This window comes from Pseudomonas sp. GW822-FHT02G04 (assembly GCF_058802085.1).
The window spans coordinates 1-16,256 of sequence record NZ_JBXANU010000040.1; the positions used below are offsets into that span (position 1 = coordinate 1).

Below are 16,256 nucleotides of genomic sequence, written 5' to 3' on the forward strand. Positions count from 1 at the left end.
CCCCCCCCCCCCCCCCCCCCCCCCCCCCCCCCCCCCCCCCCCCCCCCCCCCCCAAGCCTGGCTCCTACGAAAAGCGGTTCACTCCTCGCCACAGGAATCACTAAATCCAGAAACAAAAACGGGCCTGCAATCGCAGGCCCGTTTTCATTAGGGAGGTAAAAGCCGCCTCAAGCCTCAGCCGTTGAGCGCAGCCTGTTCGTTCTCGAGAAACTCATCTTCAAGCAGTGCATCGGCATGGGCGCCCCTATCGAACGGCACCACAGCGGCGCGTGGTTTGCCGCGCAATTTGCCAAACATATGCTCCAGCGCATGTTCAAGTTTTTCGGCTGCCCCGTCGATCGCCAGTTCCAGGGAGGCGGCTTTATGGGTAACGGAAATCGGTTGGTGGCCTTTTGGCCGCGCTTCCAGCTGGCAGCGCATGTCATGGGGACCAGGCTTGTCGCCGTTCTCGTCCCGCAGATGGACCTCGACGCGGGTCAGGTCCTCTTCATAACGTTCGAGCGTGCTCTCAATGGTAGTACGTACCCACTCCTCCAGTCGTTTACTGCTTTGAATATGGTTATCGCTATTGACTTGGATTTGCATAGTTCTTCCCTTATTTCAGCTAGCTCGCAAGAGGCGCATCGGCTGGCCCTTGGGCGTCATCACCGCAACCTCTTGGTTACACAATCGGTGTGTGCGCGGAACATTTCAACCCCTAAAAAAAGATAAATATTCATACGCAAAAAAAGCCGGACAACGAGCAAAAGCACTGTTAATGTCGGGAGTTGGGTTGCCCCTCTCTTCACTCATAATTGCCCACATCTGCCCGCTCCCCCAGTGGGTGCTGGCTGCGAAAAACCCCTGCCTCTTCCACCAGCCAGTCATGCACCGCGCGCACGCCCGGATGACTCAGCGCACCCGGCGCATACAGCAGCACATAGCGCTTGTGATTGGGCACCGCCAGTCCAAACGGCACGATCAGCGTGCCCCGTTCCAGCTCATCGTTAAGCAGCGTTCGCCGCGCAATCGCCACACCCATCCCGGCAATCGCCGCTTCGATGGTCAGGTGATTGCGGTTGAAGGTGTGCCCGCGCCGCACGTCCGCGCCTTCGAAGCCGATGGCATTGAGGTAAAACTCCCATTCCGCGTATTCGTAACTGCCGCGCCAGGCGGTGATGTCGTGCAACAACGGAAAGTGCATCAAGTCTGCCGGACCGTGCAGCGGCGGCCGCCCTCGCAACAGGCTCGGGGCGCACACCGGGAATATCTGTTCGTCGAGCAAGGTTGTGGATAACAACCCGGGATAGCTGCCGTCATTCAGATCGATCGCCAGGTCGAAATCACCCTCGTGCAGCGGCACGCTGCTGTCCTCCGCCACCAGGCGCAATTGAATGTCCGGGAAGCGCTGCTGCAAACGCGGCAAACGCGGGGTCAGCCATTTGCTCAGGAACGAGGGAATCGAACGCACCCGCAAAATCCCGCTGATCATTCCTGCATCCAGTCGTCGCAATTCTGCGTCGATGCTGCCGTAAGCCTCGTTGACGGTAATGGCCAGGCGCTGGCCCTGCGCACTCAATTCCACCCCACGGGCGCGACGGTGAAACAGGCGAAACCCCAGCCGCTCTTCCAGTTGCCGAATTTGCTGACTGACCGCACCCGGCGTGATGTGCAGTTCTTCGGCGCAACGGGTGAACGACAGGTGCCGCGCGGCACAGGAAAACACGTGCAGCCAGACGTAAGTCTGGGCGTGCAATTGACGACTCATCGTTTAGTCCTGCTAAAGGCTGTCTTAGGAAGTTTCGTTGGTCACGTAGGACCGAGGTAGGCAGTATCGCCTACATTGCGCTTGGCCTACAAAAATGGCGGCGATTTCTCTTCCATTGCTTGTATAGGCTTTAGCATGGCTATCAGTGTTTTCGATCTCTTCAAAGTCGGCATCGGTCCGTCCAGTTCCCACACAGTCGGCCCGATGCGCGCCGCAGCGACCTTTGCCCAAGCACTGATTGACCAGAATTTGCTGGTCGCCGTACGTCGGGTAGAAATCCGCCTTTATGGCTCGCTTTCCGCCACCGGCGTCGGCCATGCCACCGACCGCGCCTGTGTCATGGGGCTGATGGGCGAATGGCCGGACAGCATCGATCCGACCAGTATCGATTCGCGCATCCAGCACCTGCGGGAAACCGGCAAGCTGTCCCTGGCCGGCAAAGCGACCATCGCCTTCAACTGGCAGCACGATCTCCTGCTGCTCGACGAGAGCCTGCCCTACCACCCGAACGCCATGTCCCTGACAGCCTTCGGCGAAACCGGCGAGCTGTTCGAGCAGACGTACTACTCGGTGGGTGGCGGTTTCATCATCGAAGCGGCCGAAGCCGAGTCTGGCATTGCACCGGCCAGCGACGTCGTGCTGCCATACGATTTCTCCAGCGCCGCCGAATTGCTCAAGCTCTGCAACCAGCACGGTCTGCGGGTTTCCGAGCTGATGATGGCCAATGAACTGGCCTGGCGCAGCGAAGCCGAAATCCGTCAGGGCCTGCTGCACATCTGGTCGGTGATGCGCGAGTGCGTCGAGCAAGGCTTGCGTCACGAAGGCATCCTGCCCGGCGGTCTGAATGTTCCGCGCCGCGCGGCGAAATTGCACCGCAGCTTGTTGGAAATCGGCAAACCGAATGTCATCAGCTCCACCCTGTCGGCCATGGAGTGGGTGAACCTGTTCGCCCTCGCCGTGAACGAAGAAAACGCCGCGGGCGGACGGATGGTCACCGCGCCTACAAACGGGGCGGCGGGGATCATTCCGGCGGTGCTGCACTACTACATGAAATTCAACCCGGACGCGTCGGACGATGACGTCGTGGCGTTCTTTTTGGGCGCGGCCGCTGTAGGCATTCTCTGTAAGAAAAACGCCTCGATCTCCGGCGCCGAAGTCGGCTGCCAGGGTGAGGTCGGCTCGGCCTGCGCCATGGCCGCCGCCGGTTTGGCCGACGTGCTCGGCGCCACCCCGGAACAACTGGAAAACGCCGCTGAAATCGGCCTGGAACACAACCTCGGCCTGACCTGCGACCCGGTCGGCGGTCTGGTGCAAGTGCCGTGCATCGAACGCAACGCGATTGCCGCGGTGAAGGCGATCAACGCCACGCAAATGGCCCTGCGCGGTGACGGCAAACACTTCATTTCCCTGGACCGGGTGATCCGCACCATGCGCGATACCGGCGCCGATATGCACGACAAATACAAAGAAACTTCACGGGGCGGCCTGGCTGTTAGCTGGGTGGAGTGCTGAGGAGCATTTCCTGACCGTCCCGGCAGGCCGTTTGAAACGTAGCGAGCGAAGACAAGACAAGGCAAAAACAGGCGAAGAAGCGGAGTTTACTGGCTGTAAATGAGCATTCCGAGCCTGTTTTTAACGCAGGATTGTCGAGCGCAGTAGTTTCAAACGGTCTGCCCGCCGTGAGCCCGAGCAAAAACAATAACGAGGCAAAAACGATGACCGAAATACGTACACCTGCTGCCGATAATCCCGCTGTAGAGCTCACACGCAATAACGAAATAACCCACAAAGGCTGGAGTAAACACGACACCACCTGGATGCTTGGCCTCTATGGCACAGCAATTGGCGCTGGCACGCTGTTTTTGCCGATCAACGCCGGAGTGGGTGGTTTCTGGCCGCTGCTGATCCTGGCAGTGCTGGCGTTTCCGATGACATTCTTTGCACACCGCGGCCTGACCCGTTTCGTGTTGTCCGGCCGTTCCGGGGACATCACTGAAGTGGTGGAAGAACACTTCGGCATCGGTGCCGGCAAACTGATCACGCTGCTGTATTTCTTCGCGATTTTCCCGATTCTGCTGGTGTACAGCGTAGCGCTGACCAACACCCTGAGCAGCCTCATGGAGCACCAGTTGCACATGACGCCACCGCCTCGGGCGATCCTGTCACTGGGGCTGATTCTCGGCCTGATGGCCATCGTCCGTTGTGGTCAGGGCGTCATCGTCAAATGCATGAGTGTGCTGGTTTACCCGTTCGTCGCGGCATTGCTGCTACTGGGCATCAGCCTGATCCCGAACTGGAACGGCGCGTTCTTCGCCACCGCCAGCGAGGGCATGCCGCTGCCGCTGTTCTTCAAGACCTTGTGGCTGGCGATTCCGGTGATGGTGTTCTCGTTCAACCATTCGCCAATCATTTCCGCCTTCGCCGTCGATCAGAAGCAGCGTTACGGCGGGCAAGCCGAACGCAAAAGCAGCGGCATTCTGGCGATCGCTCACGCCATGATGGTCGTCACGGTGATGTTCTTTTGCTTCAGCTGTGTGCTGGCGTTGTCCCCGGCTGATTTGGCCGCGGCGAAGGCGCAGAACATTTCGATCCTGTCGTACCTGGCCAACCACTTCCAGACGCCGGTCATCGCTTACGCCGCGCCGCTGATTGCGCTGGTGGCAATCACCAAATCCTTCCTGGGCCATTACATCGGCGCCAGCGAAGGCTTTCAGGGCCTGATCGTGAAAAGCCTGCGCGGTCGTGGTCGAGTCATCTCTGCCAGCTGGCTGAACCGCCTCACTGCGCTGTTCATGATCCTCAGTTGCTGGGCCGTGGCGACCTTCAACCCGAGCATCCTGGGCATGATCGAAACCCTCGGCGGGCCGATCATCGCATGCCTGTTGTTCCTGATGCCGATGTACGCCATCCGCCGCGTGCCAGCCTTGCGCCAATACTCGGGCCAGGCCTCGAACGTGTTCGTGGCGTTGGTCGGTCTGATTGCACTGTCTGCGATCATCTATTCATTTATGCCCTGAAACGGGCAGGCAAAAAGAAGGCGGGCCAGGGTGCCCGCCGTTTTTTTGCCGTAAACATTGTCCGACAGTTTTTCCGGCATGCCCCTTGCTGTATCCCCTACGCGGCACGGAAGAAAGCGCATGAACATGGAAGGCCGGTGGTCTGGTACTGCGAACTAATCCCGATCACGGCCGTCAACAACTGCACGTTCAATCAGGCGGTGACGCATTATGGACAACCCTTTTCAGCTCATTACCGATGCCTTTGCAGCGGATTATCAAATCAACCTGAGCATCCAGGGTCTGGACGGCAGCATCATGCTGACCCTCTCCAACGCTGGCCGCGTGGTGGCCAAACGGATGATCAGCGCCGAACAACGCAATGACCCCAAGCGCCTCAAACGCCTGGTGCAAAGCATTCAGTTCGGCATCGCCATCGAACAGGGTGAATGTGCCGTGGCCATCCTCGAAGCCATGACCGACGGCGACAACCGTAAGCTGCCGCCGCCACAGGCCAAAGCCCGGCCCCGACCTGAAATTGGGTTTTAAAGCTCGCCCTTCTCCACTTCAGGATGCTCACCGGAACCCGCACCGATCTTGCGCTGCGGGTGTTCGATCTTCACCGAAGGAAATTGCGACGAGGCGTAACGCACCACCAGAATCGAAAACGCCAGCAGCAGAATCCCGCCGCACAGGTAGATGATTCCCAGGTCCGGCGGATTGTGGTGCGAGACGTTGGAGATCAGCAGCCGTGTCAGCGCGGTGATCGCCACGTAGATCAGGAACCGCACCGGCATGTGGTTGGTCTTGAAGTAAATCCCGACCATCGCCCCCAGTTCCAGGTAGATGAACAGCAACAGGATGTCATCGATCTTGATATGCCCCTGTTCCAGCATCCCGATGAACTCCATGACCGCCGCCCAGGCAGTCACCGCACCGATGGCGAACAGCGCCAGGTAGTGGAAGGTCTCGACGAACAGGTTGCCCAGGGACTCGGCCAGTTGGTGCACGTTCTGCCGCAGGTTCTCGGCCCAGTTGATTTTCACGATGATTGTTCCTTAGCTCGGTTCGAGCGGATGATGCGGGTTGGACGTGACGGTTGTTCTGCATGCAGAAAAAAGGCCAGAGGTTGCCTGCCACATGATGGCGAGGTGCTTTAAAACACGCTCTGTGGCGTTTGGTCGCAGGTCAACACCAAACCTGCAGGAGCGAGGCTTGCCTGCGAATGGAGCGCCACCGATCCCCTGACAAACCCCGAATCCGGTCTACATTAAAAAGCCACTACCCAAAGCGCAGGGATTCGCTTATCCTTTTCGCTGTATATAGATACAGTAGTCGCAAAGACAACTAAATGTGAAGGCATGTGAGGTGGTGAATGGCCGTCGAAGTGGTATACCGCAGCAGCCGAGATCTGGAGCGCTTGTTCATGGATAAAGCCGAAGCTGACCGTCATGACAAAATGCTCGAACTGGCCGAATTGCTGGCTGAAGTGTTGCAAAAAGCCGTTCCGTCCCTGACCGAACAGCAAGTGGAAGAAGCCGGGATCTACATGGCGAAAAATCGCGATGTGTTCGCCAAGGCGTTCAAGAGCCAGCCGGACGCACTGTCCGAACTGCTGAATGCGCCAGCTGAAGTCGCTGAAAAAGCTGCACCCGTTGAAGTCGCTGCACCTGTTGAAGTAGCGCCCGCTGAGCCGACCAAGCCAGCCAAAGCCGCCAAGACGCCGAAGTAAGCAATACCCGAATTGAATAGGCCCTGAGTCCAATGGCTCAGGGCCTTTTTCATGCCCGCAAAACGTCAGGCCTCGGGTTGTTCCAGCGCCGTCACCAGAGCCTTGAAGAACCGCGCCGCCTCGCCACCCGTCACTACACGGTGATCGAAGGTCAGGGACAGCGGCAGGATCGGATGCACCGCCACCGCGCCTTCGACCGCCACCGGTTCATCGCGGATCGCCCCGGCGGCAAGGATCGCCACTTGCGGTGGCACCACCACCGGGTTGGCGTAGCGGCCGAACAAGGTGCCGAAATTCGACAGGGTCAGGGTCGCGCCCATCATCTCCTTGGGAGGAATCGAGCGCGCCTGCACATCGGCGCGCAGGCGCATCACACCTTCTTTCAAGTCCGCCGACGTGCGATTGCCGACATCGCGCAGCACCGGCACGAACAAGCCGTCCGGTGTATCCACGGCGATGCCCAGGTCGAGCCGTTCGTGTTGTTTGAGCGATAGGGTTTTACCGTCGAAGGCGCTGTTGAGTACCGGCTCCACCGCGCAGGCCGCCGCCATGGCCTTGGCCAGACGAATCAGTGGTTCTCGCGCCTGCCCCCAGCGATGCAGATCGGCATCGCCGAAAATCGTCACCGGCACCACTTCGGCATGGGACCTGGCCATGTTCAACGCCATGCTGCGTCGCACACCGCGCAGCTTCTCACCGCCGAAACGTTCACGTTCCATCTGGGCTGCGCTTTCCACATCGCTGCGGGTGATCTGGCCGTCCTGGCCGGAGCCGACCAAGGCGCTCAGTTCAACGCCCAGTTGCCGCGCCAATTGACGCACCGCCGGCGTGGCGCGGTTCGCCAGGTATTCGCGGGTCGAAGGTGCGGTGCCGATAAAAAACGCATCCTCCTGATTCGTGCCGCCGCCCTCAAGCCGTCCGACCACGGTGCCCGCGTCCGCTTCGCCTTCGTAACCGAGCAACGGCTCACCCACATGCAGGATGTCGCCCTCGCCGCCGAAGGTTTTCGCCACCACGCCGTCATAAGGCGCGGGAATGTCCACCAGCGCCTTGGCGGTTTCCACCGACACCAGCAACTGATCAGCCTTGACGGTATCGCCGACCTTGACGTGCCAGCGGACGATTTCCGCTTCCTGCAAGCCTTCGCCCAGATCCGGCAGTTTGAAGTATTTCATCGCAACCTCCTCGGCCTCTGGCGTTTCTTCAAGGCTTCTTCAGGCGTGGCGCAGCACGGTGTCACAGGCGTGAAGAATGTCTTCGACGCCGGGCATGTACAGCGATTCCAGTCGATACAGCGGTGGCGGGATGTCCGGCGCAGTGACTCGCTGGATCGGTGCCTGCAACTCCAGCAACACCCGTTCGTAGAGACTGGCGGCGATTTCCGCGCCGACCCCGCAAGAGCGCGGCGCCTCATGCACGATCACGCAGCGACCGGTCTTGCGCACCGAGGCCTCCATTGTGTCGAGGTCCAACGGTTTGATACTGGCGACATCGATCACTTCCGCCGAGATGCCCTGCTCGGCCAGTTGCGTGGCGGCTTGCAGGGTTTCCATCACACTGGCGCCCCAACTGATCAAGGTGATGTCGCTGCCTTCGCGCAGGGTGAAACAGCTGTCCAGCGGCAGGCGTTTGCCGTCATCCAGCAACGGTTGCGGGTTCATGCGATAGAGTCGGGTCGGTTCGAGAAAGATCACTGGGTCCGGGTCGTCGATGGCCGCGAGCAACAAGCCATAGGCGCGGGCTGGCGAGGACGGGATCACCACCCGTAACCCCGGAATGTGCGCGAACAGTGCTTCGGTGCTTTCGCTGTGATGTTCCGGCGCGCGAATCCCTGCGCCCATCGGCGAGCGCAGCACGATCGGGCAAGTGAGCCGCCCGCGCGTGCGATTGCGCATGCGACTGGCGTGGGACACCAGGTGCTCCATGGTGGCGTAGATAAACCCCATGAACTGGATTTCCACCACCGGTTTCAAGCCTTGGGCCGCCATGCCCACCACCAGCCCGCCGAGCATGGTTTCGGCCAGCGGTGAGTCGATCACCCGCTTGAAACCAAAGCTGTCGCGCAGACCCAGCGTGGCGCGAAACACACCACCGTTCACCCCGACGTCTTCACCGAGGACGATAACGTTCTCGTCCTCGCGCATGGCCCGATGCAACGCCAGATTCACCGCCTCCAGCAGCGTCACCTTACCGTTACTCATGGCCCGAACCTCCCGTCCGGCGCGCCACCCGTTCGAGGAAATCTTCACGCTGCTCGGCCAGGGCTGGCGGCCACTGGGCGTAGATATGATCGATCACCGATGCCGGCGCCTGCAGGCCCGCCGCTTCGAAGTTATCCACAGCAACCTGCACCAACCCCTGGCATTCGCTGATCAGCGCCTGCTCGCGGCTTTCGTCCCACACGCCCTGCCCGGCCATGAAGCGTTGCAGGCGTTTGATCGGTTCTTCGAGCCAGGCCTGCTTGACCTCGTCCGCCGAGCGGTAGCGCGTGGCATCGTCGGCCGTGGTGTGATCGCCGAGGCGATAGCTCAGGCATTCGAGCAACACCGGGCCTTTGCCGTGGCGCGCCCGTTCGAGGGCCGCTTGCACGCGGTCATACACGGCGAGGATGTCGTTGCCATCGACTTGCTCACCGTGGAACCCCGCACCAATGGCTTTCTGCGCCAAGGTCGGGGCGCCGCACTGAATGCGCCGCGGTACCGAAATCGCCCATTGGTTGTTGTTGACCATGAACACCACTGGCAACTGCCAGGCGCCAGCGACATTGAGGGCCTCAAGGAAGTCACCTTTGCTGGTGCCGCCGTCGCCGCAGGTGGTGACGGCGACCCGATGCTCACCGCGGATTTTGAATGCGCTGGCGACGCCGCAGGCATGCAGGGCCTGGGTGGCGATCGGCACGCAGATCGGGAAATCCTGCGCCACCGCCGGGTCGACAAAGTCGCTGCCACGCTCATCGCCGCCCCAATACAGCAGAATTTCTTCCATGCGCACGCCACGCATCAGCTGCACAGCGGTGTCGCGGTAGTACGGGATCAGCACGTCTTCGGCGTGCATCAGGCTGCCGACCGCGACGCCAATGGCTTCCTGGCCCAGGGTTGGCGCATAAGTGCCGATGCGCCCCGTGCGTTGCAGGGCGACGGCTTTCTGGTCGAAAAGGCGGGTCAGAACCATCTGCCGATACAGGCGCGTCAACAGATTGAAGTCGTCGGCCCAGGGAGGGAGATCGCAGAGCACCTGGCCGTCAGGGGATAAAAAACGGGTGTAGGGCAGCTCAACCTTGTGAAGCATCACAGGGCTCCTGGCACGCGGGGTCGGCGTGCGATTGTCAGGCCCGACGTTTGTGGCGCAGGGCTTGGGGAGCAAGTTGGCCGGATAAGCACTCACTCCTTCATCGGTTCAAAACTTTTCACCGGTACAGCATCACCGGTACAACACTTTCTCCGCCAACTCATCCGCTACCCTGGCCGGAGAACGTTTTTCCGCCTGAGCATGGGCGAAGACTTCGGTCAGCCGAGAACTGATTTTCGACAGGTGCGCGGTGATGGTCGTCAGTTCTTCCCCACGGTGTTTGAGCGACACGTAGATCAGCCCGCCGGCGTTGATCACGTAATCCGGCGCATACAGGATCCCCCGGCGTTCCAGCTGATCGGCGACTTCCAGATGGGTCAACTGGTTGTTTGCCGAACCTGCGACCGCCGAGCAGCGCAGTTGCGTCACACTGGTCCTGTTAAGCACACCGCCCAAGCCACAAGGCGCGAGAATGTCGCAAGGGGTGCTGAGCAGCGCTTCGTTGGCGATCGGATGAGCGCCCAACTGCTCCATGGCCAGTTGTACTTTGCCGTGATCGATGTCGCTGACCAGCAGCTCGGCGCCAGCCGCGTGCAGCTGTTCCGCCAGGGCATAACCAACATTGCCCAGGCCTTGAACGGCAATGCGCAGCCCTTCCAGATTATCGCTGCCCAAACGGGCCATGGCGGTGCTGCGAATGCCGGCGAATACGCCCATGGCGGCATGCGGTGCTGGGTCACCCGCAGCGGTGGTGCTGGTGACGAATTGCGTATGTTGGGCGATGCAGTCCATGTCCGCCACCGAGGTGCCGGCGTCGATGGCGGTGATGTAGCGACCGTCGAGCTGATTGATCCAGCGCCCGAACGCTTCGAATACGGCGGCGCGGTTTTCCACGTGGGCCGGGCGAATAATCACCGCAACGCCACCGCCCTGAGCCAGGCCGGCCAAGGCCGCCTTGTAGCTCATGCCTTGGGCCAGGCGCACAGCATCCTCGATCGCGGATTCATCGCTGGGGTAGGCAAGGTAACGACATCCGCCCAGGGCAGGTCCCAGGCGGCTGTTATGGATGGCAATCACCGCCTTCAACCCGGTGACCGGATCGACGCTCAGGTGCAGCGATTCAAGGCGAGTGCTTTGCATGAGAGCGAACATCGTCGGGCTCCCGAATCACTTCTTGTAGTCGCCAGTATAGGCTTGCGCACAAAAATTGCAGAAGCGCACAGGAATAAGCGGCGCCGCTTTACAGGTTTTCGGACATAACCTGTTACGGCCTGTGTTCAGCACTGGACGAAAGCCTGCGACGGGGCTAAAACGAGGCATTCCCCGGAGATTTTGATGACCCCGCGCCAACGCTTTTTCGACTGTCTGCAACGATCACCGCCCGCGCTGTTCGAGGCGGCGTTGTGGATCGCCGCCGAACACGATAAAGAGCTGAATCCCGAGACCGTGCTGGCGGACTTCAAGGACCTGCAACAGCGGGTCAGCTACGGATTACCGATGCTGCCGGTAAATGAGTTGGCGCAACCGTTGTTGCGGCGGATGAATGACTTGGGGTTTGCCCAGGACGACTTCACGCCCTTGCGCCCGCAAGTGGCGTTGCTCCATAAAGTGCTGGAACGCCGGCGCGGCCAGCCATTGGCGCTGGGCCTGATTGCGCTGGAACTGGCCAGAAGGCTGGAAATTCCCATGGTCGGGGTCAACTTCCCCGGGCATTTCCTGCTGCGGGTGCAAGGCGCCGATCACCTGCTCGACCCGTGCGGCGGGCGTCGGCTGTACCCCAACGATTGCCGTGAACTGCTGCAACGTCAGTACGGCCCGAACATGCAGCTCAGCGCCGAGCATTTGCAGACCGCCGAACCTGCGCAGATGCTGCAACGGCTGTCACGCAACCTGCGCCAGTTGTACCTCACGAACGATGACTACATCGACGCCCTGGTCGACGCCGAACGTGTGCTGGAATTGGGCAACGCCAGTGCTTCCGACTATCTGGCCCGAGCCAGCCTCTATCAACGGCTGGACTGCCCGAATGCCGAGCGTTTTGACCTGGAACACGCGCTGCTGCTCTGCGACGACCCGATCCAGCGGATTCGCCTGACCGAACGGCTCGGACATTTGCCGCCCAACGCCATCGTTCATTAAAAGCAAAAGATCGCAGCCTTCGGCAGCTCCTACAGGATTTGTGTTCGCCCGATATTCACGGGCGTGCGCGATTCCAATGTAGGAGCTGCCGAAGGCTCGGGCCGCGTTCGGACGATCTTTTGATCTTGCCTTACGGAGTGTCTGGCTGATTCGCCGGATGCGCCTTGACGAATGCCGGATGCTGCGCCGCCAACGCTGCCACTCGACGAATTCGCGGGTAAGCGTCCAGAGCAATATTGAAGCGCTCGGCCGCATACAGCTGCGGGATCAAGTAAACGTCCGCCAGCCCCGGTTGATCGCCGAAGCAATAACCGGCGTCACCGATCAATTGCTCCACCGTCGCCAACCCTTGGCTGATCCAGTGACCGATCCACTCGACCACTTGCGGCTCATCGTGCCCCAACTGCCGCAGTTTATTCAGCACGCTGACGTTGTGCAGCGGGTGAACGTCGCAACCGATCACCGCCGCCACGCCACGCTCATGGGCGCGGGCGGCGAGGTCTTTGGACAGCAGCGGCACCTGTGGATAACGTTCCTCCAGGTACTCGATGATCGCCGGTGACTGGATCAGCAATTCACCTTCGTCGGTGCGCAAGGCTGGTACCCGGCCTTGCGGGTTGATGCCCAGGTAGGCGGGCTGGCGATGTTCGCCACCCTGCGGTGCGATCAGGTTGATCGGCAGTGCCTGGTAATCCAGCCCCTTCAACGCCAGCGCAATGCGCACCCGGTAAGACGAGGTCGAACGGTAGTAGGTATAGAGCTCCATGAGCCGATCCTCTTAGCGCGCCGGCAGCACTTTGCCACGGCATTCGCCGAAACCGATGGAAGAAAAACCCTCACGGCTGCAACGTGCCCGCAGGATGATTTCGTCGCCGTCCTCGAGGAATTTACGCACCTCGCCCGACGCCAGTTCGATCGGCTTTTTACCGCCCTCGGTGATTTCCAGCAGGCTGCCGAACTGACCGCTTTCAGGGCCGGACAGCGTGCCCGAACCGAACAGGTCGCCGGCCTGCAACTGGCAGCCATTGACGCTGTGGTGCGCCACCATCTGCGCGACAGTCCAGTACATGTGTTGGGTATTGCTGAGGGTCAGGCGATGGGCCGGCAGATTCTGTTCGCGCATCGATTCGGTCAGCAGCAGCACTTCGAGTTCGATATCGAAGGCTCCGGCCGCCTGATCGCGTTTGTCGAACAGGTAAGGCAGCGGCTGCGGGTCGCCTTCAGGGCGCGCCGGCTGGGCACGACGGAACGGCTCCAGCGCTTCAGCGGTCACCACCCACGGCGAAATGCTGGTGATGAAACTCTTGGACAGGAACGGCCCCAGCGGCTGGTATTCCCAGGCCTGGATGTCACGCGCCGACCAATCGTTGAGCAGGCAGAAACCGGCGATGTGATCGGCGGCGTCACCGATAGCGATCGAGTCGCCCATTGCGTTGCCCTGGCCGATCCAGATGCCCAATTCCAGCTCGTAGTCCAGACGGGCGCACGGGCCAAACGTCGGCTCGGTCTGGCCGGCCGGCAGGGTCTGGCCTTTCGGTCGACGCACGTCGGTGCCGGACGGACGAATGGTCGAGGCGCGGCCGTGGTAACCGATCGGCACGTACTTGTAGTTCGGCAGCAAAGGGTTATCCGGGCGGAACAGTTTGCCGACATTCTGCGCGTGCTCGATACCGACGTAGAAGTCGGTGTAGTCGTTGATCTTCGCTGGCAGGTGCATCTGGCAATCCGCCGCCAGTGGCAGCAGTTTTGCGCCTTGGGCTTCGATCTTGCCGTGCAGGGTGCTGCCTTCCTTGAACAACTCGATCAAGCGTTCACGCAAGGCGACGCGAGCCTCGCGACCTAGTTCGAAAAATGCATTCAACTGGCCGCCACGGGTGGCTTCGACGGCGGTCCGCGCGGCACCGTCGTCGAACAGCCCCGCATCGAGTGCCGCTCCCAGATCAAAGATATAGTCGCCGATCGCCACGCCACTGCGCGGCGCGCCGCCCTTAACGCTGAACACGCCCAGCGGCAGGTTTTGCAACGGGAAATCCGCGTGGCCGTTGGCGGAGGCAACCCAGCTACGAGTGATGGAAGTCTGAGTCATGGGTTATCTCCGGGTCGGGTCGAAAGTGGCGGGCAACGAGGCCCAGCAGGCGTCGTAATTGTTTTGCAGTTGCGGGCAATCCAGGGCGAATCGGCTCGGGCGCAGCACCTGGCTGGTCTCGAACATGAAAGCCATGGTGTTGTCGATTTTAGCCGGCGCCAGTTCAGCGTTGATTGCCTTGGTGCAGGTCTCGCCATCGGGGCCGTGGGCGCTCATGCAGCTGTGCAACGAGGCGCCGCCCGGCACGAAACCTTCGGCCTTGGCGTCGTACTCACCCTTGATCAGGCCCATGTATTCGTTCATCAGGTTGCGGTGGAACCACGGGGGACGGAAGGTTTTCTCGGCCACCATCCAGCGTGGCGGGAAGATCACGAAGTCGAGGTTGGCCAAACCGTGCACGCTGGTCGGCGAGGTCAGGACGGTGAAGATCGACGGATCCGGGTGATCGAAACTCACCGTGCCGATGGTGTTGAAGCGACGCAGGTCATATTTGTACGGCACGTTATTGCCGTGCCAGGCGACCACGTTCAGCGGCGAATGATCAAGCTCGCAGCCCCACAACTGGCCGAGGAATTTCTGCACCAGGGTGGTCGGTTGCTTGAGGTTTTCGTAATGCGCCACCGGGGTCAGGAAATCGCGGGGGTTGGCCAGGCCGTTGCTGCCGATCGGCCCCAGATCCGGCAGGCGCAGTGGAGCGCCATGGTTTTCGGCGAGGTAGCCGCGGGCTTGCGGGTCGAGCAGTTCGACGCGGAATTTCAGCCCGCGAGGCAGCACGGCAATTTCCAGCGGTTCCAGCTCCAGCACGCCCAGTTCAGTGGCGATGCGCAGGCGGCCCAGTTCCGGTACCAGCAGCAGTTCGCCGTCGGCGTTGAAGAACACCCGCTCCATGGAACGGTTGGCGCGGTAGTTATAAATGCTGATCCCGGCCGGTTTATCCGCGCCCGAATTGGCGGCCATGCTCACCAGCCCGTCGATGAAATCGGTGGGCTCGGTCGGGATGTCCAAGGGGTTCCAGCGCAGGCGATTGGGGGTCACTTCACCCAACGGACCACCGGCCAGCTGCCGATCCAGTTTGACGAATGCCGGGTGATTGGCCGACGGCTGAATGCGGTACATCCAGGTCCGGCGTGCTTCGCTGCGGGCCATGGTGAACGCGGTGCCGGAGAACAGTTCGGTGTACAGGCCGTAAGGGGCTTTTTGCGGGGAGTTCTGGCCGACGGGCAGTGCGCCGGGCAACGCTTCGCTGCTGAATTCGTTGCCAAAGCCTGACTGATAAGCCAGCGCTGGCGCCGTTGAATCGAGGTTCATGGAGCCTCCTGAACGGGAGTAGGCAATGGCCTGTCGCTCTGCGATGAGGTCTTGGCACGCCTGGGTTATTTTTATCGTAATTCAATTACGCATAACGTAATTTGATTGGTATTGACCGTCAAGCTATAAAGACGCCCATTCGTCCCGGGATCACACCGCCTCCATGACCAGCGAAAGCAACGGTAAACAGAAAGTCCGCTCGGCCGAAGTCGGCACCGACATCCTCAAGGCGCTCGCCGAGTTGTCGCCCTCGACCTCGTTGTCGCGCCTGGCCGAACACGTGCAAATGCCGGCGAGCAAGGTTCACCGTTATCTCCAGGCGCTGATCGCCAGCGGTTTTGCCGAGCAGAACACCGCCACCAACCATTACGGCCTCGGTCGTGAAGCGCTTAGGGTCGGCCTGGCTGCTCTGAACAGTATGGACGTGCTGAAAGTCGCCGCCCTGCCCTTGGCCGAACTGCGCGACGATCTGAACGAAACCTGTTTTCTGGCGGTGTGGGGTAATCAGGGCGCGACGGTGGTGCACATCGAGCCGGCAGTGCGAGCGGTGACGGTGGTCACACAATTGGGCTCGGTTTTACCGTTGCTCAGCTCCTCGACAGGGCTGGTGTTCGGTGCCTTTCTGCCCCACCGGGAGACGGTGGAACTGCGCGAGGCGGAGGTCAGCGCGGTGGAGACTCACCCATTGGCGGACGAGCAGGCCTACGTGACGTTGTGCCAGCAGATCCGCGAACGGGGTTTGCACCACGTTCACGGTTTATTGATGCCCGGGGTCGATGCGTTGTCGGCTCCGGTGTTCAACGCTGTCGGCCAGGTGGCGGCGGTGATGACCATCGTCGGCCCGACCTCGTTGTTCCATGCCGACGAAAACGGCCCGGCGGCGCAGCGATTGCTGGCAGCGACCCAGGCGGTGAGTTGGCGGATGGGGTATCAGCCACCCGCCCTGGCCGATTGATCGTC

Annotated in this window: 15 protein-coding genes and 1 pseudogene; 6 read left to right on the forward strand and 10 right to left on the reverse strand. The window is 61.0% G+C overall.

Annotation, left to right across the window (positions count from 1 at the left end):
• Window positions 1-174: 174 nt before the first annotated feature.
• Complete coding sequence (locus tag AC1RO5_RS29415) at window positions 175-585, reverse strand: HPF/RaiA family ribosome-associated protein (RefSeq protein ID WP_007936360.1); 411 nt, start codon at window positions 583-585, stop codon at window positions 175-177.
• A 199-nt stretch (window positions 586-784) separates the two neighbouring features.
• Window positions 785-1,747, reverse strand: a complete 963-nt coding sequence (locus tag AC1RO5_RS29420) for a LysR substrate-binding domain-containing protein (protein WP_258671129.1) — start codon at window positions 1,745-1,747, stop codon at window positions 785-787.
• 135 nt (window positions 1,748-1,882) lie between these two features.
• On the opposite strand from AC1RO5_RS29420, the gene AC1RO5_RS29425 reads away from it, so the two are divergent.
• The 3 genes from AC1RO5_RS29425 to AC1RO5_RS29435 all read left to right on the forward strand — a co-directional run bounded on the left by AC1RO5_RS29425 (window position 1,883) and on the right by AC1RO5_RS29435 (window position 5,292).
• Entirely contained in the window at window positions 1,883-3,259 is a 1,377-nt protein-coding gene (locus AC1RO5_RS29425; RefSeq protein ID WP_493179198.1) for an L-serine ammonia-lyase, read from the forward strand.
• Window positions 3,260-3,462: 203 nt separating this feature from the next.
• On the forward strand, window positions 3,463-4,764 hold the full coding sequence (locus AC1RO5_RS29430) for a serine/threonine transporter (protein ID WP_493179199.1): 1,302 nt from the start codon (window positions 3,463-3,465) through the stop codon (window positions 4,762-4,764).
• A 210-nt stretch (window positions 4,765-4,974) separates the two neighbouring features.
• Window positions 4,975-5,292 (forward strand): DUF3509 domain-containing protein, encoded by a 318-nt coding sequence (locus AC1RO5_RS29435; RefSeq protein WP_019581133.1) that lies wholly within the window; start codon window positions 4,975-4,977, stop codon window positions 5,290-5,292.
• Here the strand turns inward: AC1RO5_RS29435 and AC1RO5_RS29440 are convergent.
• Window positions 5,289-5,789, reverse strand: coding sequence for a phosphate-starvation-inducible protein PsiE (locus AC1RO5_RS29440; RefSeq protein WP_018927152.1), 501 nt, complete (start codon window positions 5,787-5,789; stop codon window positions 5,289-5,291). The two genes, AC1RO5_RS29435 and AC1RO5_RS29440, sit on opposite strands and share 4 nt — an antisense overlap.
• Before the next feature lie 329 nt (window positions 5,790-6,118).
• Between AC1RO5_RS29440 and AC1RO5_RS29445 the strand changes: the two are divergent.
• Window positions 6,119-6,373, forward strand: a pseudogene (locus AC1RO5_RS29445) (YebG family protein); the annotation flags it as partial.
• A gap of 167 nt (window positions 6,374-6,540) precedes the next feature.
• Here AC1RO5_RS29445 and AC1RO5_RS29450 read toward each other — a convergent pair.
• From AC1RO5_RS29450 to AC1RO5_RS29465, 4 genes are all read right to left on the reverse strand, one after another.
• Window positions 6,541-7,650 (reverse strand): dihydrolipoamide acetyltransferase family protein, encoded by a 1,110-nt coding sequence (locus AC1RO5_RS29450; RefSeq protein ID WP_493179201.1) that lies wholly within the window; start codon window positions 7,648-7,650, stop codon window positions 6,541-6,543.
• A gap of 39 nt (window positions 7,651-7,689) precedes the next feature.
• Window positions 7,690-8,676 (reverse strand): alpha-ketoacid dehydrogenase subunit beta, encoded by a 987-nt coding sequence (locus AC1RO5_RS29455; protein WP_493179203.1) that lies wholly within the window; start codon window positions 8,674-8,676, stop codon window positions 7,690-7,692.
• Window positions 8,669-9,763, reverse strand: coding sequence for a pyruvate dehydrogenase (acetyl-transferring) E1 component subunit alpha (gene pdhA / locus AC1RO5_RS29460; RefSeq protein ID WP_493179204.1), 1,095 nt, complete (start codon window positions 9,761-9,763; stop codon window positions 8,669-8,671). Before pdhA ends, AC1RO5_RS29455 begins: the two co-directional genes overlap by 8 nt.
• 132 nt (window positions 9,764-9,895) lie before the next feature.
• Window positions 9,896-10,915, reverse strand: a complete 1,020-nt coding sequence (locus tag AC1RO5_RS29465) for a Glu/Leu/Phe/Val dehydrogenase family protein (RefSeq protein ID WP_018927157.1) — start codon at window positions 10,913-10,915, stop codon at window positions 9,896-9,898.
• Between the two features lie 183 nt (window positions 10,916-11,098).
• On the opposite strand from AC1RO5_RS29465, the gene AC1RO5_RS29470 reads away from it, so the two are divergent.
• The gene (locus AC1RO5_RS29470) at window positions 11,099-11,902 is read left to right on the forward strand and encodes a SirB1 family protein (protein ID WP_493179206.1); all 804 of its coding nucleotides are present in this window, start codon (window positions 11,099-11,101) and stop codon (window positions 11,900-11,902) included.
• A 130-nt stretch (window positions 11,903-12,032) separates the two neighbouring features.
• Here AC1RO5_RS29470 and maiA read toward each other — a convergent pair whose 3' ends face one another.
• From maiA to hmgA, 3 genes are read right to left on the reverse strand one after another with little or no spacing between them, the layout of a single operon-like run.
• A complete protein-coding gene (gene maiA, locus AC1RO5_RS29475) occupies window positions 12,033-12,668 on the reverse strand; it encodes a maleylacetoacetate isomerase (protein WP_493179208.1) in 636 nt (211 codons plus the stop codon).
• A gap of 12 nt (window positions 12,669-12,680) precedes the next feature.
• Window positions 12,681-13,988, reverse strand: a complete 1,308-nt coding sequence (gene fahA / locus AC1RO5_RS29480; RefSeq protein ID WP_493179210.1) for a fumarylacetoacetase — start codon at window positions 13,986-13,988, stop codon at window positions 12,681-12,683.
• 3 nt (window positions 13,989-13,991) lie between these two features.
• Window positions 13,992-15,296, reverse strand: a complete 1,305-nt coding sequence (gene hmgA / locus AC1RO5_RS29485; protein WP_413696660.1) for a homogentisate 1,2-dioxygenase — start codon at window positions 15,294-15,296, stop codon at window positions 13,992-13,994.
• A gap of 163 nt (window positions 15,297-15,459) precedes the next feature.
• Between hmgA and AC1RO5_RS29490 the strand changes: the two genes are divergently transcribed.
• A complete protein-coding gene (locus AC1RO5_RS29490) occupies window positions 15,460-16,251 on the forward strand; it encodes an IclR family transcriptional regulator (RefSeq protein WP_493179212.1) in 792 nt (263 codons plus the stop codon).
• Window positions 16,252-16,256: the final 5 nt, after the last annotated feature.